The sequence below is a fragment of the Asanoa sp. WMMD1127 genome (genome assembly GCF_029626225.1).
Classification (GTDB): domain Bacteria; phylum Actinomycetota; class Actinomycetes; order Mycobacteriales; family Micromonosporaceae; genus Asanoa.
The window spans coordinates 6,660,505-6,678,859 of the sequence record NZ_JARUBP010000001.1 but is presented as its reverse complement, the minus strand read 5'-3'; the positions used below and the strand labels follow the sequence as shown (position 1 = coordinate 6,678,859).

Sequence of the window (18,355 nt, the reverse complement as noted above, 5' to 3'; positions counted from 1 at the left end):
TACCCAAGCGTCCCAGTCACCAAACCGGTCACCTCACTTCATTCCTGTTCACTCGCGCCGCACGAGGGCCGGATGCCGCGGATCGTCGGTCCGCACCACCACGTCGGCCCAGCCGGCCGGGTCGACCTCGTCGGCGTACCGCTCCCAGGCCGGCAGTGTCCACGCCCACTCCGCCGGGGTCCGCCGGGCCAGCGCGGCCGGCGACACCGCGAGGTGCACGGTGAGGTCGAAGGCCAACCCGCCGCCCAGCAGGAAACCGCCGGTGACCAGCACGGCGGCGGTCGACTCCAGCGTCCGGTACGCGGCCCGGCTGGCGCGGTCGGTGGCCGGGTCCCAGAGCGACGGCAGGATGCGCCCACTGCCGTCCGGGCCGGCGGGATCGAGCACCTCTCGGCGCAGCCCCGCCTCGTCGAGCCAGTCGGTGTAGAACGCGTCCGGGTTGGTCCGGCCCTGCTCGAAGCGCAGCGACGCGGCGCGCAGGAAACCGCCGGCGGGCACGACGTGCGCCGGGCGCCCGCGCAACCGCAGCTCCTCGACCAGCGCGGCGGCGAGAAGGTCGGGACCGGCCAGCGGGCCGGTGGCCCCGTCGGCCGGGGGCGGCCCGTCCAGCGCCACCCGCAGCCGGGTCTCCGGCGACTCCCGGACGATTCGCTCCGCGAGGTCCTCGACGAACAGTTCCGGAGTGATCGGCCGCACACGCACCCGCCCATGATGCCCCGGCACCGGCAGGATGTCCGGCATGCGGGCGGTGCTCACCGGGTTCGCCGGGATCTGGCTGGTGACGCTGGCCGGCTACCTGGCGGGCCGGTTCGGCGTCCTCGGGCCCGACGCGACCACGCTGCTCGCCCGGTTGGTCTTCTACCTGGCGGCGCCGGCGCTGCTGTTCGCGACGCTGGCCACGTCGAGCCTCGACAAGGTGTTCACGCCCGCGCTCGCGGTGTTCGTGCTCAGCACGCTGGTGGTCGCCGCCCTCTACGTGGCGGTCACGCTGCGTCGCCGGCCGGCCGCGGACGTCACCATCGGCGCCCTCTGCGCGTCCTACGTCAACGCCGGCAACCTCGGCCTGCCCATCGCGGCGTACGTGCTCGGCGACGCCTCCCTGGTCGTACCGGTGCTGCTCTTCCAGCTCCTGATCGCGACGCCGACCGGCCTGGCCGTGCTCGACGTGACGGCGGCCGGCAACCGACCGGCGCCGCTGCGGCTGCTGTCCGCCCCGTTGCGCAACCCGATCAGCGTCGCCTGCCTCTGCGGCCTCGTGGTGGCCGCGGCCGGCTGGCGGCTGCCGCCGGAGGCGCTGCGCCCGTTCGAGCTCGTCGGCGGCGCGGCCGTCCCGTTGGCGCTGCTCGCGCTCGGCCTGGCGCTGCGCGGCAGCCGCCCGTTCGCGCCCGGCCCCGACGCCGCCCAGCGCTATCTCGCGGTCGCGCTGAAGGTCGCCGTGCAGCCGGCGGTGGCGTGGGCGATCGGCCACTTCGTCTTCCACCTCGACGGCCACGCCCTGCTCGCGGCGGTCGTGCTGGCCGCGCTGCCGAGCGCACAGAACCTCTTCGTGTACGCCACCCGCTACGACCGCGCCACCGGCCTCGCCCGCGACGCGATCGTGCTCTCCACCCTCGCGGCCGTGCCCGCCCTCGTGTTGATCGCCGCGCTGCTCACGTGAACGACGTGACCGGAAGGCGTCGCGCTGCGCCAGCAGCGTGACGGCTGAGGACCTTGGAAGACTTTGCTACGGTGCCGGCCGTGACGGTTACCCCTGCCGACGTGACGACCGCGGTCGCGCTGCTCCGGGCCACCCTGCGCGACGTGCCCGACGACGCCTGGGACGTGCCCGCCGGCACCCTGACCTGGACCTGCTGGGAGACCGTCGAGCACACGGCCGACGACCTGTTCGCCTACGCGCTGCAGATCGGCCCGTCGGACCCGCCGACCGACACGCACGTGCCGGCCCGCTGGCGGCACGAGCGCGACGGCGGCCCCGGCGGAACCATCTTCGTCGAGCGGGCCGCCGGCACGCTCGGCCTCATGCGGGTGACCGAGGCCTGCGGCGCGATGCTCGCCGGTGTCGTGGCCGCCGCGCCCGCCGAGCGGCTGTCGCATCACGTCTACGGCGCCAGCGACCCGGAGGGCTTCGCGGCGATGGGTGTGGTGGAGACCCTCGTGCACACCAACGACGTCGCCACCGCCCTGCGCCTGGACTTCACGCCGCCCGCCGACCTGTGCGCCCGGGCCATCGCGCGCCTGTTCCCTGGGCTGCCCGACCACCCGGACCCGTGGGAGCGGCTGCTCTGGGCGACCGGCCGCGCCGCCCTGCCGGACCACCCGCGCCGGGAGTCGTGGCGCTGGGACGGCCGCCCCCTGGCGCTGCGCGGCTAGGCTCGACGCCATGCTGACGGCACACCCGGCCAGCGCGTGGCGCAACCGCTACGACGTGGCCCTCGACGGCGCGCCGGTGACCACGTTCGACGGTTCGTTCTGGAAGAACGGCGGCGCGTTCGCTCTCGACGGCCGCCACTACGAGGTGCGCGGCAGCTTCTGGGGCAACCGCTCGACGTTGCTCGACGAGATGGGCGGCGAGGTCGCGACGGCGGAGCGGATCGGCCGCAAGCGGTGGACCGTGACGTCGGCCGGCCGCACCTACCAGTTCCGCCGGGCCTCGGTCTGGGGCAACCGGCAGGAGCTTTACACCGACGCCGGCCCGGTCGGCACGGTCAACCGGCCCAGCGCCTGGCGCCGCGACGTCGAGGTCGACCTGCCCGGCGTGCCGGTCGCGGTGCAGATCTTCGTGCTGGCCGTCGTCATCGCCATGTGGGACGCCCAGGCCGCGGCCGCCGCTAGCTGACGCCGGCGATCTCCACATCGGACAGTTCGCCCAGCGCCCGCAGGGCGGTCACCGACGCGAAGCCGTCGGCCAGCGCCGCGAGGTCGGTGCCGGGCACCAGCCGCTCGCCGTTCTGCTCGAGCGCGGTGCGGACGAAACCCTCACCGGACTCCACCACGGTCATCTGCACCTGGCCGAACGCGGCCAGCGAGGCCTGGCGCACGCCGCGGAGCCGGTCCGGCGGCACGTCGGGCGCGTTGACGTTGAGCACCACCCCGGCCGGCAGCGCCAGCAGCCCGTCGACCAGGTCGACCGCGGCCCGGGCGGCCGTGCGCCAGTTGCGGGCGGCCTCGTCGGCCTCCGACATCCGCATCACCGCGCCGCCGCTGGCCGTGGTCGCGGCCGAGGCGGACAGGATGTCCAGTGACACGGCCATCGCCCGGCAACCGGCGGCCGACGCGGTCAGCGCCGCTCCCACCGTGCCGGAGTGCAGCACGGCCCGCCCGGCGTTCGCGCCCCGGTTGATGCCGGACACGACGAGATCCGGCGCCGGTCCGAACGCGCCGTGCAGGCCCAGCAGCGTGATGTAGGCGGGGGAGCCGGCGATCGCGTACGCGGTCAGGCCGTCGAGGTCCCGCCGGTCGATCAGCACCCGGCCGTCGTCCTCGGTGGCGGTCAGCGCCGCGCTCGTGCCGCTGGAGTCGACGCGGGGCGCGGCGACCACGGTGTCCAGCCCGCGCGCCGCGAGGGCCGCCGCGAGCACGCGGATGCCGACGGCGTCGATGCCGTCGTCGTTGGTGACCAGGACCCGCGGGCTCATGGCGTACGCGTGGGCCGGAGACCGAGTGCCGACGCCTGGCGCGCGAACGCCTCCGCGTCGACCACGGCAGCTCCGCCCGGGTCGTTGTTGAAGTAGACGTAGGCGTCGCCGCCGACCCCGAAGGCATCCTTGAGCCGGCCCGCCCAGGTGCGCAGCGACGTGCGCCCGTACCGCGGCCAGGGTGTCGCCCGTCCTTCGTGGAACCGCAGGTAACCCCAGTCGGCGGTGCGCCACAACGGCGTGGTCGGGCGACCCTTGCGGTCGGCCCACGACAGCGCGGCGCGCCGCTTCTCCAGCACCGCTCTTGTCTCGTCGGTCCACCAGCTGTCGTGGCGTGGCTCGACCGCGACCCGCACGTGGTCGGGGAAGCGGGCGAGCACTTCGTCGAGGGCGCCGGCGTCGGCCTTGAGGGTGGGTGGCAGCTGCACCAGCACGGGGCCGAGCCGGTCGCCGAGCCCGTCGGCGTGGTCCAGGAAGCGCTGCACGGGCTCGGCGGGATCCTTGAGGCGCTTGATGTGGGTGAGGTAGCGGCTCATCTTGACCCCCACGCAGAAGTCGTCCGGAGTGCGCTCGCGCCACTGCACGAAGGTCGCCCGATCCGGCAGCCGGTAGAACGCGTTGTTGATCTCCACGGTGGCGAACCGCTCCGCATAGTGCTCCAGCCAGGCCTTCTGAGGCAGCTTCTCGGGGTAGAAGCGGCCGCGCCAGTCCTTGTACTGCCAGCCGGAGGTGCCGACGAGAATCACGGATCCAGACTTACCCCGGATTCGGCCCCGCAGGCCCGCCGGTCCGGGTCATTCTGGGTTACAGGTGATCGTTCGGCGGGTACAGGGCCTGCTGGAGCGCCCCTCGAGCCGGGGCGCGCAAAGCGCGAGGGGGCTACTCGATGACACTCGACGACGACGACATGACCACGACCGGTTCTGGTGGCGGCGGAGAAGGCCCGGCGGACGGCGGCACGAACCCCGGCGGTCACGACGGCGGCGCCGACGGCGGCGCGGGCGAGGGCCCCGCGGACGGCGGGACCAACGCCGGCGGCCAGGACGGCGGCGCTGACGGCGGCGCCGGTGGCGAGGGTGTCGCCGACGGTGGCACCAACCCGCAGGGTCACGACGGCGGTGCCGACGGCAGCGCCGGCGAGGGCCCCGCGGACGGCGGGACCAACCCGGCCGGCCACGACGGTGGCGCAGACGGCGGTGCTTGACGGGACCACGCCGGGCGGCCCGCGCCGCCCGGCGCTCACCCGTTGTGTGAGCGTCGACCCGGCCAAGTTCGCGACCGCGTACTGGGGCCGGGCGCCGCTGCTCTCGCTGGCCGACGAGCTCGACGGCCCGGGCGGCTTCCTCGACCTGCTCTCGCCGGCCGACGCGGACGAGCTGTTGAGCCGGCGGGGTCTGCGCACCCCGTTCATCCGCCTCGCCAAGGACGGCAAGCTGGTGGCCCCGGGCCGCTACACCGGTGGCGGCGGCACCGGCGCCGAGATCGACGACCAGGTGCTCGACGAGAAGATCCTCCAGCAGTACGCCGACGGCGCGACCCTGGTCCTCCAGGGCCTGCACCGGACCTGGCCGCCGCTGATCGCGTTCGCCGGCGAGCTCGGCGCCGCCCTCGGCCAGCCGCTGCAGGTCAACGCCTACCTGACGCCGCCCGGCAACCAGGGCTTCTCCACCCACTACGACACCCACGACGTGTTCGTGCTGCAGGTCGACGGGCGCAAGCGCTGGCGGATCCACCCGCCCGTCCTCCCGGACCCGCTGGAGCGGCAGACCTGGGGCGGCCGGGCCGACGAGGTCACCGCCACCGCCGCCGGCGAGCCCGCGCTGGACGTGGTGCTCACCCCGGGCGACGCGCTCTACCTGCCGCGCGGCTGGCTGCACAGCGCCGCCGCCCAGGACGACTCCTCACTGCACCTGACCATCGGGATCAAGGCCCTCACGCGGTACGCCCTCGTCGAGGCGCTGCTGGCCGAGGCCGCCGAGGACCAGCGCCTGCGGGCCACCCTGCCGTACGCCCTGGACGTCAGCGACCCCGACCAGATCGAGCCGGAGCTGACCGAGACCATCGAGGCGCTGCGGTCCTGGTTGGACACGGCGTCCCCGGCCGCGGTGGCGGAACGGCTGCGCCGCCGCGCGTGGCCGGCCGCCCGCCCGGCCCCGCTGCGCCCGCTGGCCCAGGCCGCGGCGATCCGCACGCTGACCGCCGACGACCGCATCATGCCGCGTCCGTTGCTGCGCTGGCGCCTGGAGCCGGACGGCGCCGACCAGATCCGGTTGCGCCTCTTCGACCGCGCGGTGACCTTCCCGGCGGGCTGCGCGGACGCGTTGCGCACGTTCCTCGACGGCGACGTCACCCGCGTCGGCGACCTGCCGGGGCTGGACGACGACGCGTCGCGCCTGGTGCTGGCCCGCCGCCTGCTCCGCGAGGCCGTCGCGGTGCCCGCTGCCTAAGTCAGCGGCCCGAAGAAGGCCCGGAGGTCGGCGACCAGCTCGCGCGGGGCCTCGAGTGCGGGGAAGTGGCCGCCGCGCGCGAACTCCGAACGGTGGCTGCCCTCCGGCACGGGCATGAGCTTGCCCATGGTCTCGTCGGCCCCGAAGATCGCGAGACCCTGCGGGACCGACGCCGGAGCGCCCCAGTCCATCGAGTGGGCCTGCTCCCACAGCGTGTGCGCGGCGCTGATGCCGGACCGGGTGAACCACCAGATCGACACGTTGGTCAGCAGCAGGTCGTCGTCGACGGGCAGGTCGGTCCACTCGTGGACCTTCTCGGCGATCCAGGCGAGCTGGAGCAGCGGCGAGTCGACCAGCCCGTAGCCGATCGTCTGCGGCCGGGTGTTCTGGATCGCGAGGTAGCCGGAGCCGTCGTTGGTGAACGCGTCCATCCGTTGCCGGATCAGCTTGTCGACCGGGTCGTCGGGGTCGAGGTGGTCGGCCAGGCCCGGCATGAACGTCGCGACGGCGGCTGCGGTCAGCGGGTCGGTCACCACGTGGACGCCGATCACGTGCGCCTCGTCGTGGGTGGCGACCATGCCGGAGACGCCGCCGCCGACGTCGCCGCCGTGCAGCCCGTAGCGCTCGTAGCCGAGCCGGCGCATCAGCTCGGCCCAGGCGTTGGCGGTGCGGCCCATCGCCCACCCGGCGTCGGACAGCGGCGTCGAGAACGCGTAGCCGGGCAGCGACGGCACGACGAGGTGGAACGCCTGACCGTCGGCCGGGTCGACGAGCGGGTCGATCATCAGCAGGAATTCGGCGACCGAGCTGGGGTAGCCGTGCGTGATCAGCAGCGGCTTGGCGTCGAGGTGCGGCGACCGGACGTGCAGGAAGTGGATGCGCTGGCCGTCGATCTCGGTGGTGAACTGCGGGTAGCGGTTGAGGCGGGCCTCCTGCGCCCGCCAGTCGAAGCCGGTGCGCCAGTGATCGGCCAGCGCCCGCAGGTGCTCGGCGGGCACCCCGCGACTCCAACCCTCGCCCGGCGTGCGGTCGGGCCAGCGGGCATCGGCGAGTCGCGCGTGCAGGTGGTGGAGCTCGTCGTCGGAGATCTCGATGCGGAACGGCCGGATGTCTTCGCTCATCGCGCTGCTCCTTGGTGAGGGACCGTCAGCTTGGGCGCGAAAACCGTGGAGCCGGACGTGCAAGGGCACGATACCGCCGCCGTCACGCGCCGTGTGCCCCGTGTGACCGTGCCGCGCCGTTCACGGAGACGTGATACGGATGGTGCCGTGGTCGAAACCGCTCTCGTACTCGGTGCCGGTGGTATTACCGGGATCGCCTGGCAGCTCGGGCTCCTCATCGGACTCAAGGAGGCGGGCGTCGATCTCACCGACGCCGGCCTGATCGTCGGCACCTCGGCCGGGTCGGTCACCGGATCGCTGATCGCGTCCGGGATGGATCCCGTCGACGCTGCCAAGATCGAGGCGCGGTTCGGTGCCGACGACCCGCCGATCCGGCCCGACTGGGCCCGCGGCAGTGAGGTGTTCGCGCTGCTCTCCGACTCCAGCCGCGATCCCGCCGAGGTGCGGGCCCGCGTGGGCGCGCTCGCGCGGGCGGCCGCGGTCGTGGCCGAGCAGCCCTACGTGGAGTCGTTGCGCCGCCGGCTGCCGCTGGCCGGGTGGCCGCCGGAGCGGCGCCTGCTGATCACCGCGGTGTCGGCGGCCTCCGGCGAGCCGGTCGTCTGGGACGCGGGCTCCGGTGTGCCCCTGGACCTCGCGGTCGCGGCGAGCTGCGCGGTGCCCTGCGTCTTTCCGACCGTGACGATCGACGGCCAGCCCTACATGGACGGCGGCGTCCGGTCGGGCACCAACGCCGACCTGGCCACCGGCGCCGCGCGGGTGGTGGTGCTGGCACCGCTGGCGCCGATCCGGATGCGCGGCGCGCCGGCCGAGGAGATCGAGGCCCTGCGGTCCCGCTCCGCGGTCGCCCTCGTGGCCCCGGACGCCGCGGTGCTGGAGACCATCGGCCCCAACGTGCTCGACCCGGCGCGCTGGGAGCCGGCGATCCAGGCGGCGACGACCCAGGGCCGCCGGATGGCCGACGAGGTCGCCGCCGTCTGGCAACGCTGAGCCTCAGGCGCGGTGGCGGCCCACGACGTCGTGCTCGCTCTCGTCGGCGACCTCCGTGTTGGCCTCCGCCGCCTCCTGGGTCCACGGCGAGAGCCGCTGCGCCGAGTCGTCGACCGGTGGCGGCGGCGCGAGCGGCGGGAGCTGCACCCGGGCGTCGACGGCCTCGGCCAGTAGGAGCGCGGCGGCGAAGCTGCTGGGCCGCTGGTCGGGGTCTGGGTCGAGACAGGACAGGCACACCTCGGCGACCTCGACGGGCAGGTCGGGTATCGCCGGCAGCCGGGCCGGCCCGACCACGGGCGGCGCGATCCGGCGGCCGGGCAGGAGCTGCGGCGGGAACGGGAGCCGGCCGGCGAGGCAGAGGTAGAGGAGCACGCCGAGGGCGTACATGTCGGTGGCCGGTGCGGCGGGCAGGCCGCGGAAGCGTTCGGGCGGCATGAACGCCGGCGTGCCCACGATCGTGCCGTCGCTGAGCCGGTCGTGGCTGCCGACCATGATGGAGATGCCGAAATCGAGGACCTTGGCACCGTACGGCGTGAGGATGACGTTGCCCGGTTTGACGTCGCGGTGGACGAGCCCGGCCAGGTGCGCGGCGGCCAGCGCGGCGCTCACCTCGGCGCAGACACGCACGGCGATCCGCCAGTCGAGTGGCCCGGCCCGCAGGTGCTGGGCGAGCGTGGCACCCTCGGCGAACTCCATGACGATGTAGCGCAGGGCGGTGCCCTCGGGCGTACGCCAGACGCCGATGTCGAACACCTCGGCGATGTTCGGATGGGCCAGCGCGGCCACCGACCGGGCCTCGGCCAACACGAGCTCGTCGGTCGACACCTCCGACTCGTCGTCGGCGCACACGATCACCTTGACGGCGACGGGCCGACCGAGCGTCTCGTCGTGCCCACGCCACACCTCGGACGCGCCGCCGACCGCGATGCGCCGCTCCAGCCGGTAGCGGCCGTCGAGCCGCTGGGTGCCTTCCATCGCAGCTAGGGCTACCCAGCCGGCGAAACGGGAAACCCACCTTCACCCGTGCGGACGCGCTCCGCGTCACGCCGCACACGCACAGCGACCAGGGCGAGCACGACGGGGGACGCAGGGCGAGCGAGGCGGCGAACACGCCCGTCGCGAGGCCAAGCAGCCGCGAACGCAGCCCGACGGCGAAGGCGGCGAGCCCGAGCAGCGCCGCCAGGTGACCGCCGAGGCTGGCTCCCACCGCCGCTAGCAACGTCGACCCCGACGGCGAGGACGAGGAACGCGGGCGCCGCGACCCAGGCGCGCCCGGCGCGCACCCCGAATCCGAACCGCAGCAACAACCCGACGACGACGAGCAGGTAGACGAGGATCGACAGCGTGTCAAGGGCGCCGGTGGCCGAGGTGGCGAAGGTGTGGAACGCCAGGCTGCACAGGCCGACCACGCCGAGCAGCCCGGCCAACACCCACGCTATGCGCGGCGGCGCCGTCGGCCGACGCACGAGCAGCCCGACCAGGATGGCGGAGGCGAGGAGAAAGGCCACATTGGACAGGGCGTTGAGCGGCTCACCCCAGAGGCCGGGCCCCGAGCGCTCGCAGTACCCGTCCACCACGGCGCCACCTTGCCGCCCGATCGCGGCGGCACCGCCCAGGGTGACCGGCACGAGGACATCGCCGCCGGGTTGCCCGCGGTTCGCCGCCCGTCGCCTGCGGTCGCGTGGGTGGCTTCTCGGTCGGGTGGTTCGGTCGTCGGCCTGACGCGCGTTAGACCGCGGTCCACGATCTGCCGGCAGTCGTGTAGGCGGCCAGGGTGGTGGGGGGCCACGTGGCTGCGGTCGTTCGGGGCCTGTGGCGGATTCTTGGATGCGCCACGTGCCCGCCGTCGCGGTGTCCGCCGGCCGGTCGGGCCGACCACCGGCATGCAACACGCCAAGAGGGCCTTGTGTGGTCGACGCGGTGAGGTGGTGGGTATTCAGGAGCACGCCCACGCGCGTGTCGCGAGACGAGGTCGGCTCCGCTGTTGGGATGGGCGTGATCTTCCGGCCAGGCTCGTGCCGAGTTCGTCGTTCTTCACCTTGTGCTGCCGACGCCCCGCTCGCGTTGGTGCCGCTTGCGGCGCCAGGTGGGCGCTTGCCCAGTGGGAGTGCGGCGGTTCGGAGTCGTCGTCGTTCTGCGTGCCATTGCTCCGCCCGAAGCCGGCACAAAATCCCGCCATCGGGCGGACGTGAAGGCGCGGCAGCGCGGCTTGTAACGGAGACGGCGGCCAGCCCCAATGAATTGCGTTCACAGCAGCCGACGCTCATCCGGAAAGCCTGCGGCGAATCTGCCCGGGACTTTTCTGTCCGGTCGCGACGATCCGACGCTGATGGATTTTCCTCCGGGTGAGTTCGGGCCGCCGCGCGGCTGTTCTGTGCAGGCGTGGCGCACGACTCGGACGGGGCCGGCGGTTCCTTCGCGGCGACGTCAACCGCACAGGCGCGCTGCAGAGTCGACTTCTCCGGCAACGGCATCGCCGCACGATCGCGGAGGCGGCGCTCTTTCTGGGCGTGCCGCTGAGCCAGACCCCACACCCGGTGGCGCGCATGTTGCTGACGGAATTGGTGACCCTCGGGAGAATAGTTGCGGGATCTCGTGGGGTCGCGCATGGCAGCCACTTCGCTTTTGGTGAATAGCTGTAGCTGCCGCATGCTCCTATTATCCAACCCTCCAGCGACATTGTTGGCCCGCGCGGAGAATCATCTGTGCCAATCTCCGAAGAGATCAATCGCGGGACTCGATAAGGGGGGCCTGACAGATACCTCAGGCCACACTGGACGCTAACGCGTTTAGCAACCCCGTCCGGCGTAGGCTTTGGGCGATGGCGATGTTGCTGATTCACGGGGGGCTTTGGGACGACATCGGCGCCGATGAGTTCTGGCGTGCGACCGGGATCGTGGCCCGCCTGCAGCGCCGAGGTGTGGCGGTGTGCGCGCCGGATCGGCTGGTCCGGGCGGTTTCCTGGTCCGCCGAGGCCGACCACCTAGCCGCGGTGCTGCCCGATGCGCGACCGGTGACCGTCGTCGCCGGATCCAATGGGTGCTCGCCCGCCGTGCGACTGGCGCTGGATCATCCCGGTGTGGTCGAGCGGTTGGTGCTCGCCTGGCCGGCTACCGCCGGCGACCCCGGCGTCGACACGCGCATCAGGGCTGGCCTGGCCGACCTCGGGGCGGCGCCGCAGGTCGTCGACGCGCTGCTGGGCGGCGCCACGCTGCGCGGGGTGACCAACCACGAGCTAGCCACGATCAGGATGCCGGTCGCACTGCTGCCGGCGGTGCCGGACAATCCCACCCACCAGCGCCGCACCGTCGACGCGTTGCTCCGGATCCTGCCCCACGCGGTGGAGCTTCCCGGCTGCCCGGAGCCGCCCCGCCCGGAGTTCCCGCCCTACCTCGAGCCGTTCTGCGAAGCGGTCGCACGGTTCGCGACCGGGCTGCCGGCCACGCCGCTCTGAGCAGTCCGCGGTCAAGCGCCGGTTTCGGCGGCGATTTGCGTCATGGTTTCGATGAAGCGGGTCGGTTGTTCGAACATCGGGCGGTGGCCTGACGTGTCGAAGACGAACGTTCGCTTGCGGGGTGCGTCGAGGAGTGTCTGCCATTCCGCGAACGGTTCCGCCAGCCCGCGCATCTCGTGGGCGCCCTGCACGAAGTACGCCGGGACCGTCAGGCGCGGCACCTCGGTGCGCAGGTCGACCTGCTGCATGTCCGGGTACTGGGCCTGCCACGAGTCCATCAGCGCGTTCAGGGTGTGCAGTTTCTCCAGCAGCGTGTACTCCGGGACGTTGACATTCCCTACCGCGCCGGCTTCGCCTTCGGCGTTTCTGGTGCGGTCGTACGCGTACGCCGATGCCTGATGCGTCATGATCGGTTCGTAGGACCAGAAGTCCGGGTACGGGGGCGGGCCCTGGGCGACGAGCTGCCGTTCGACTGCCGCGTCGCCCGTGCGTCGGGCCCAGGCCAGCACATCGGAGTAGAGGATCCGGTCCGTCGTCGGGAGGTGGACGGCCTGGCCGACGCCGACGTACGCCCGGAACAGCTCCGGATGGCGGGCCGCCGCCAGCGCGCCGAGCAGCGAGCCGCCCGAGGCCGCCACCAGGTAGATCCGGTCCTGGCCGAACCGGTTCCGCAGGTAGTTGGCCACCGCCAGAATGTCCGCCACGCCACTCGCCAGGCTGACCGGCGGGTCGGCGTCCAGCGCCGCCGACGAACCGCCGCCGCCACGCCGGTCCAGGGTCGCGACCACGAAGTGCTGTTCGAGCGGTGCCAGCAGGCGGCGCATCGAGCCGATCTCCATGCCGCCCGGCGCGCCCGGCACGACGAGCAGCACCGGGCGGGCGACGTCCCGGCCGCGCAGCAGCACGCCGAGGCGGTAGCCGCCGGCGTCGACGCCGACCAGCGCGGCGACGCCGCCCGGGATCGGCGGGGTCCGGGCCGGCAGCGCCACGGCCACGGCGACGACCACCAGCGCGGCGGCGACGGCCCCCGTCCCGATCCGTCGCCACCAGCTGGTCGCCGGCCGGCCGACGGCCGCGCCGTACGCCGCACCGACCACCATCGGCAGCACCGCCAGCACACCGTGCACGCCGCGGCCGCTCAGCAGCGCCACCAGGCCGAACGGGCTCGCGTGCGGGCCGTCCACCGACGGTCCGGCGACCGGGATCCGCACGATCTCGAACGCGGCGACGAACAGGGCCGGCGCGTACGCCATCGCCCACCGTGACCGGGCCGCCCAGCCGGCGAGGCCGCCGACCAGCGCGCTGATCACGAGCGACCACAGCGCCTCGGCGGCGGTCAGCGGCCCCCGCGGCGTCCAGAGTCCGGCGCCGAGCCCCCATGCGACCGGCGCGAGCACGGCCATCCAACGTCGAGTCATGGGACCGAGCATGGGTACGCCGCCGCGGCCGCACATCGGGCGATGGATCCGCTCGCGCCCACGACTTTGGTAGGGGTCCACCCCGGACCAAGGACCCTGCCGGCCGCGCGCGCCGACCCGTACGCTCGGTGCGTGTCGGGTCTGCTGTTCGCGCTGCTCGTGCCGGAGCCGCCCGGCGCGCCGACCCGCGACCGGCTCGCCGACGCCATCGCCGTCGGCGGCGCCTGTGCCTATGGCGGACTGATGCTGGCGATCGGCGACGCCACCCGGCCCGGCGCGCTCGTGCCCTGGCCGGTGGACGCCGCGATCGGTGCCGGCTGCGCGCTCGCCCTGCTGGCCCGGCGGCGCCGGCCGGTCGCGTTGGCCGCGGCGCTGATCCCCGTCACGGCGGTGTCGGTGCTGGCGACGGGTGCCGCGCTCGTCGCGCTGTTCACGGTCGCGGTCCGCCGCCGGGCCCGCGTGCCGTTGTTGCTCTGCGCGGGGTACGTCGCGGCCGGTCCGGCCTACCACCTCCTCCACGGTTCGCCTAGCTTTCCACTGTGGATGGACATCGTCGCCCGGGCCGGCCCCGCGGCGGCCGCGATCGGTTGGGGCCTGTTCGTGGGCGCGCTCCGGGAGCGGGCCGCGCGGATGACGGCCGAGCAGCACCTGCGGGTCGAGCAGGCCCGGCTGACCGAGCGGGCCCGCATCGCCCGGGAGATGCACGACGTGCTCGCCCACCGGATGTCGCTGGTGAGCCTGCACGCCGGCGCGCTGGAGGTGCGCACCGACGCCCGGCCGGAGGAGATCGCGATCGCCGCCGGCGCCATCCGCGGCAGCGTGCACGACGCGCTGCAGGAGCTGCGTACGGTCATCGGCGTCCTCCGCGAAGGCGCCGCCGGCCGGCCGGAGCCACCTCAGCCCGGTTTCGCCGACGTGCCGGACCTGGTCGACGGGGCCCGGGCGACCGGGATGGCCGTGACCTACACCTGCCGGGTCCCCGAGCCCGGGCCGTCGGTGGTGCTGGGCCGCACGGCCTACCGGGTTGTCCAGGAGGGACTCACCAACGCCGGGAAGCACGCCCCCGGCGCCGCGGTCCGCGTGGTGCTCGACGGCGCGCCGGGCGGTGACCTGCTGGTGCGGATCACCAACCCGCTCGGCGTCGCGCCCGCCACCGTCCCCGGCGCGGGCATGGGCCTGGTCGGCATCGCCGAGCGGGTGGCGCTGGTCGGGGGCCGGGTGGAGCACGGCCCGGCCACGGACGGCTTCCGGCTCGAGGCGCGGCTCCCATGGCCGGCTTGACGATCGGCCGGCGCACCGGGACCACGCGTTGACCGGCGCCGACCGGCCCATCCGGCTCGCGATCGTCGACGACGACCCGCTGGTCCTGGCCGGGTTGCGGATCCTGATGGGCGGTTCGCCGGACATCGTGGTCGTCGCCGAGGCCAAGGACGGCACGGAGGTCGACGCGCTGGCCGACGCCCACTGGCCCGACGTCGTCCTGATGGACATCCGGATGCCCAAAGTGGATGGTCTGGTGGCGACGCGACGGCTGCGGTCGCGCCCGGCACCGCCGCACGTGATCGTGCTGACTACTTTCCACCACGACGAGTACGTCCTGGACGCCCTGCGGGCCGGAGCGAGCGGCTTCCTCCTCAAGGACACCCCGCCACTGGAGATCATCGCGGCCGTCCGGACGGTCGCGGCCGGCTCGGCCACCCTGTCGCCCGCGGTGATCCGCCAGCTGATCGACCACGTCGCCGACCCGGCCGCCGGCCCGCGCCGCGCCACGGCCCGCGCCCGGTTGGCCGCGGCGCTCACCGACCGGGAACGCGAGGTGGCGGTCGCCCTGGGCCGCGGCTGGTCCAACGCCGAGATCGCCGCCGAGCTGCGGATGAGCGTGCCGACGGTCAAGGGCCATGTCTCGCGCCTGCTCACCAAGCTGGACCTGAACAACCGCGTCCAGGTCGCGCTGCTCGTCCACGACGCCGAACTGCTCTAGGCCCCGCCGCACTGCTCTAGGCCCCGCCGCGCGACCGCGACGGGGCCACGAGCTCAGTAGTCGTGACGCTCGGTGTAGACGCCGACGATCGCGGCCAGGTGCGGGTCGCTGGTGATGGTGAAGTAGCGGTTCGGGCGCAGCTCGACGCTCGACGGGTTGGCCTGGTCCGTGGTGGCCGGGCCGTTGATCGCCGCGTCATATATGAGGATGTCGCGCTTCGCCTCGATGTCGCGCTCCGGGTGCTTGAGCAGCCGGCCGACCGTCGGCCGACCGGGCCCGAAGGTGCCGGACAGGTCGCCGTAGGTGAACAGGATGTCGCCGTTGTGCAGCACCAGCTGGTGGTGTGACGACGCGGGCAGGCCCGTCGACTCCGGCGTCGTCCAGGTGTGACCGTCGTCGTACGACCGTGACACGTACGCGATGTTGATCGACGTCCGGATGACCGAGAGCAGCGAGCCGTCCTTGAGCAGGCTCAGGTTGGGCTCCTGGAAGTCGAACGTCGCGGCCCGGCCGATCACGGACTCGTTCTCGCGCGGCCAGGTGCGGCCGCCGTCGGTCGAGCGGACCACCGTCGCCGGACCGGTGCCGCCCTCGGGCAGCCGGCCGTAGAGCGGCACCAGCAGGTCGCCGTTGCGCAGTTGGAGGATCGGGCCGTGGGTGGCGGCGTGGCCGGCGTAGTAAGCGCCGACGACCACATCGGACGGTCCCTCCATCGCGGTGCCGACCTCGATGGGCGTGCTCCACGAGCCGCCCTGGTCGGTCGATCGCGTGACGAACGTGCCCACCAGCGTCACCGTCCGGCCGGGATAGCCGGCCCAGTCGGTGCGGAAGAAGTTCATCAGCACCGTGCCGTCGCTCATCTGCATGAGCTTCGGGTCGCGGTCGTCGATCGGGGTGTCGATGGCGACCCGCGGCGTGCTCCAGGTGTGGCCCTGGTCCAGGCTCTGCACGACCATGATGCGGCCGTCCTGGTTGATGTGTGCGACGGACTCCCGGTAGGCGACCAGGAGGCGCCCGTCCTTGAGCTTGATCATGTCGCCGAAGAAGGCGCGTTTGCCGCTCTCGGCCGGCGCGACGATGACCGGGTCGGTCGGCGTTCCGGACGGCGACGCGGCCGCGGCGGCGGCGGTGGTCGAGGTGGCGGCAAGAGTCGCGGCGGACGCGATCACCAGTAGGCGACGCATAAGACGACGCACGAAATCCACTCCCATCAGGCATTCGGCGGGGGTTCGGCGGTCGGCCCGAAGCTATTCGGAACGTCATTCCATGTCAATGAATCTTTGACATTGACATGGAACGACGTTCCAGATGGACTGGCCGCATGGTCGAGAGAAGAGTGGGGAGGCGCGTGCTGGTGCCGCTGGTGGCGCTGGCGTCGCTCGTGGTGCCGACGGCGGCGAGCGGGCAGACACCCGCGGACACCGGCGCGCCGCAGGACGGCAACCTGGTCGCCAACGGCGGCTTCGACGTCGGCGACCGCGCCGGCCATCCCATCAGCTGGAGCGTCGAGGGCAACGAGGCGGCCGCCAACGTCGTCAACCTGTCCGCCTACCGCACCGCCGGGCCGGGCTCGTTGGAGCTCAACGTGCCCGAGGGCGACCCGGTCACCGTCTCCAGCGACCGGATCGTCGCCGCGCCGGGGGTCGCATACACCCTGACCGCCCGGGTGAAGGGCCGCGCCGGCAAGCCCGCCGTGCTCTCGATGGCCTTCGCCGACTTCAACCGCACCGAGGTCGGCGTGAGCGCGGCGGACACCGCGTTCAGCGGCGAATGGCAGACCGTCACCGTCAACGGCACCGCGCCGGCCGGCACGGCCCAGGTGACGATCCGCATCGCCGGCAGCTACGCGGGCTGGTCCTACTGGGACCAGATCAGCCTCAACCGCGCGCCGGTCGCGTACGACCCGAAGCTCGGCGCGGAGCGTGAGCTGTTCCTCGACGACTACCGCGTCGAGTCGAGCCAGGACGTGGGCCGCGTGGTGCATCCGGCCCGCAAGGCGCCCGAGCCGCTGATCCGGGCGACCTATCCGTGGGAGCAGAACGCCTACATCTACGGCTCGGTCTTCAAGATCGGCAACGTCTACCGCATGTGGTACGACTGCAACAACGACGTCGCCCCCGGCTACTACCTCTGCTACGCCGAGAGCAGGGACGGCGTGCGGTGGACGAAGCCGCTGGGCCGCGGCAATTTGGGCTACAAGGACATCCCGGCGTCGCGGACCAACCTGGTCATCGCCGGCGGCGGCACGGTCGCCTACAACCCGACAGCGCCGGCCGACCGCCGCTTCGCGCTGATGCAGTTCCACACCGGCGTGGTCAACGAGACGCTGGGCTACTACGTCTACTTCTCGCCGGACGGCTACCACTGGACACAGGCGAGCGACAAGCCGGCGCTCCTCGACGGCGACGTCTCCAACGTCACCTGGGACGCCCGCACCGGCCGCTACATCGCCACGATCAAGAAGCGCATGTTCACCTCGCGTACGCCGGGTGTGTACGACCGTTCGGCGTTCGTCTCGACCAGCACCGACTTCCTCAACTGGAGCACGCCGGTGCTCGGCGTCAGCGGCGACTACGCCGACGACGGCGCGGCCCAGGCGCGCAACGGCCTCGAGGGCCAGGTCTACGGCATGCCGGTGCTGCCCTACGAGAGCACGTACGTCGGTGTGCCGTGGATGTTGCTCATCACCAACTTCACGCACGGCTCCCAGGCGTCGGCCGGTGACGGGCCGGTGCTGCCGCAGATCGCCGCCTCGCGCGACCTGGTCGACTGGAGCCGGCCGGTGCGCGATCCGATCATCGAGCCGGGGCGGCCCGGAGCGTGGGACGACGGCGCGCTCTACACGGCGTCCAATGTGCTCGTCGACGACAGGTCCGTCACGATGTACTACGGCGCGTTCAACGCCGGCCACGGCGGGCAGCCGACCACGGAGGGCGCGCCGACGTACACCAGCGGGGTCGGCATGGCGACCTGGCGCCGCGACGGTTTCGTCTCGATGACCAACGCCTCACTGCCCGGGGTCGGCGATCCGGGCACTCTCACGACCAAGCCACTGGTCACCGACGGCAAGGCCCTGCGCGTCAACGCGGACGTGCGCCCGAAGGGCTCGCTGACGGTCGAGGTGCTCGACGCGGCCGGCCAGCCGCTCCTCACGTCCCTGCCGGTCAAGGGCGACCACCTCGACACCCAGGTGCGGTGGACGGGTGGCCGGTCGCTGGCCGACCTGGCCGGTCAGCCGGTCAAGCTGCGGTTCACGCTGGTCGACACCGACCTCTACGCGTACTGGGTGCGCTGACGCGCGCGGCCCGGCCT

Annotated in this window: 18 protein-coding genes; 10 read left to right on the top strand and 8 right to left on the bottom strand. The window is 73.2% G+C overall.

Annotated elements, in window-relative coordinates; translation table 11 throughout:
- Positions 1 to 48: 48 nt before the first annotated feature.
- Positions 49 to 702: a uridine kinase gene (locus O7635_RS31925; protein ID WP_278084208.1), complete on the bottom strand. Its 654-nt coding sequence runs from the start codon at positions 700 to 702 to the stop codon at positions 49 to 51.
- A gap of 37 nt (positions 703 to 739) precedes the next feature.
- Between O7635_RS31925 and O7635_RS31920 the strand changes: the two genes are divergently transcribed.
- From O7635_RS31920 to O7635_RS31910, 3 genes are all read left to right on the top strand, one after another.
- Positions 740 to 1,657 (top strand): AEC family transporter, encoded by a 918-nt coding sequence (locus O7635_RS31920; protein ID WP_278084207.1) that lies wholly within the window; start codon positions 740 to 742, stop codon positions 1,655 to 1,657.
- Positions 1,658 to 1,737: 80 nt separating this feature from the next.
- Positions 1,738 to 2,370, top strand: a complete 633-nt coding sequence (locus O7635_RS31915; RefSeq protein WP_278084206.1) for a DinB family protein — start codon at positions 1,738 to 1,740, stop codon at positions 2,368 to 2,370.
- A gap of 10 nt (positions 2,371 to 2,380) precedes the next feature.
- On the top strand, positions 2,381 to 2,836 hold the full coding sequence (locus O7635_RS31910) for a hypothetical protein (protein WP_278084205.1): 456 nt from the start codon (positions 2,381 to 2,383) through the stop codon (positions 2,834 to 2,836).
- On the opposite strand, the gene O7635_RS31905 is transcribed toward O7635_RS31910, so the two are convergent.
- Both O7635_RS31905 and O7635_RS31900 read right to left on the bottom strand, forming a co-directional pair.
- Positions 2,829 to 3,635: a 5'/3'-nucleotidase SurE gene (locus O7635_RS31905; RefSeq protein ID WP_278084204.1), complete on the bottom strand. Its 807-nt coding sequence runs from the start codon at positions 3,633 to 3,635 to the stop codon at positions 2,829 to 2,831. The two genes, O7635_RS31910 and O7635_RS31905, sit on opposite strands and share 8 nt — an antisense overlap.
- A complete protein-coding gene (locus O7635_RS31900) occupies positions 3,632 to 4,381 on the bottom strand; it encodes a DUF72 domain-containing protein (protein ID WP_278084203.1) in 750 nt (249 codons plus the stop codon). Before O7635_RS31900 ends, O7635_RS31905 begins: the two co-directional genes overlap by 4 nt.
- A gap of 140 nt (positions 4,382 to 4,521) precedes the next feature.
- Between O7635_RS31900 and O7635_RS31895 the strand changes: the two genes are divergently transcribed.
- Together O7635_RS31895 and O7635_RS31890 are read left to right on the top strand one after the other, a co-directional pair.
- Complete coding sequence (locus O7635_RS31895) at positions 4,522 to 4,839, top strand: hypothetical protein (protein WP_278084202.1); 318 nt, start codon at positions 4,522 to 4,524, stop codon at positions 4,837 to 4,839.
- A complete protein-coding gene (locus tag O7635_RS31890) occupies positions 4,832 to 6,082 on the top strand; it encodes a cupin domain-containing protein (protein ID WP_278084201.1) in 1,251 nt (416 codons plus the stop codon). Before O7635_RS31895 ends, O7635_RS31890 begins: the two co-directional genes overlap by 8 nt.
- Here O7635_RS31890 and O7635_RS31885 read toward each other — a convergent pair.
- Entirely contained in the window at positions 6,079 to 7,203 is a 1,125-nt protein-coding gene (locus O7635_RS31885; protein ID WP_278084200.1) for an epoxide hydrolase N-terminal domain-containing protein, read from the bottom strand. The two genes, O7635_RS31890 and O7635_RS31885, sit on opposite strands and share 4 nt — an antisense overlap.
- Before the next feature lie 147 nt (positions 7,204 to 7,350).
- Between O7635_RS31885 and O7635_RS31880 the strand changes: the two genes are divergently transcribed.
- Positions 7,351 to 8,190 (top strand): patatin-like phospholipase family protein, encoded by an 840-nt coding sequence (locus tag O7635_RS31880; protein ID WP_278084199.1) that lies wholly within the window; start codon positions 7,351 to 7,353, stop codon positions 8,188 to 8,190.
- A gap of 3 nt (positions 8,191 to 8,193) precedes the next feature.
- On the opposite strand, the gene O7635_RS31875 is transcribed toward O7635_RS31880, so the two are convergent.
- Positions 8,194 to 9,165, bottom strand: a complete 972-nt coding sequence (locus O7635_RS31875) for a serine/threonine-protein kinase (protein ID WP_278084198.1) — start codon at positions 9,163 to 9,165, stop codon at positions 8,194 to 8,196.
- Between the two features lie 11 nt (positions 9,166 to 9,176).
- A complete protein-coding gene (locus O7635_RS31870; RefSeq protein ID WP_278084197.1) occupies positions 9,177 to 9,818 on the bottom strand; it encodes a hypothetical protein in 642 nt (213 codons plus the stop codon).
- A 1,193-nt stretch (positions 9,819 to 11,011) separates the two neighbouring features.
- On the opposite strand from O7635_RS31870, the gene O7635_RS31865 reads away from it, so the two are divergent.
- Positions 11,012 to 11,644 (top strand): alpha/beta hydrolase, encoded by a 633-nt coding sequence (locus O7635_RS31865; protein ID WP_278084196.1) that lies wholly within the window; start codon positions 11,012 to 11,014, stop codon positions 11,642 to 11,644.
- An 11-nt stretch (positions 11,645 to 11,655) separates the two neighbouring features.
- Here O7635_RS31865 and O7635_RS31860 read toward each other — a convergent pair whose 3' ends face one another.
- Positions 11,656 to 13,062: an alpha/beta hydrolase gene (locus O7635_RS31860; protein ID WP_278084195.1), complete on the bottom strand. Its 1,407-nt coding sequence runs from the start codon at positions 13,060 to 13,062 to the stop codon at positions 11,656 to 11,658.
- Between the two features lie 132 nt (positions 13,063 to 13,194).
- On the opposite strand from O7635_RS31860, the gene O7635_RS31855 reads away from it, so the two are divergent.
- Both O7635_RS31855 and O7635_RS31850 read left to right on the top strand, forming a co-directional pair.
- Positions 13,195 to 14,343, top strand: a complete 1,149-nt coding sequence (locus O7635_RS31855) for a histidine kinase (protein ID WP_278084194.1) — start codon at positions 13,195 to 13,197, stop codon at positions 14,341 to 14,343.
- 28 nt (positions 14,344 to 14,371) lie between these two features.
- Positions 14,372 to 15,043, top strand: coding sequence for a response regulator transcription factor (locus O7635_RS31850; protein ID WP_278084193.1), 672 nt, complete (start codon positions 14,372 to 14,374; stop codon positions 15,041 to 15,043).
- Positions 15,044 to 15,096: 53 nt separating this feature from the next.
- On the opposite strand, the gene O7635_RS31845 is transcribed toward O7635_RS31850, so the two are convergent.
- Positions 15,097 to 16,227 carry a sialidase family protein gene (locus O7635_RS31845; RefSeq protein ID WP_278084192.1) on the bottom strand — a complete coding sequence of 377 codons (1,131 nt, stop codon included), beginning with the start codon at positions 16,225 to 16,227 and terminating at the stop codon, positions 15,097 to 15,099.
- 137 nt (positions 16,228 to 16,364) lie between these two features.
- Here O7635_RS31845 and O7635_RS31840 point away from each other — a divergent pair, with 137 nt between their 5' ends.
- The gene (locus O7635_RS31840) at positions 16,365 to 18,338 is read left to right on the top strand and encodes a hypothetical protein (protein ID WP_278084191.1); all 1,974 of its coding nucleotides are present in this window, start codon (positions 16,365 to 16,367) and stop codon (positions 18,336 to 18,338) included.
- Positions 18,339 to 18,355: the final 17 nt, after the last annotated feature.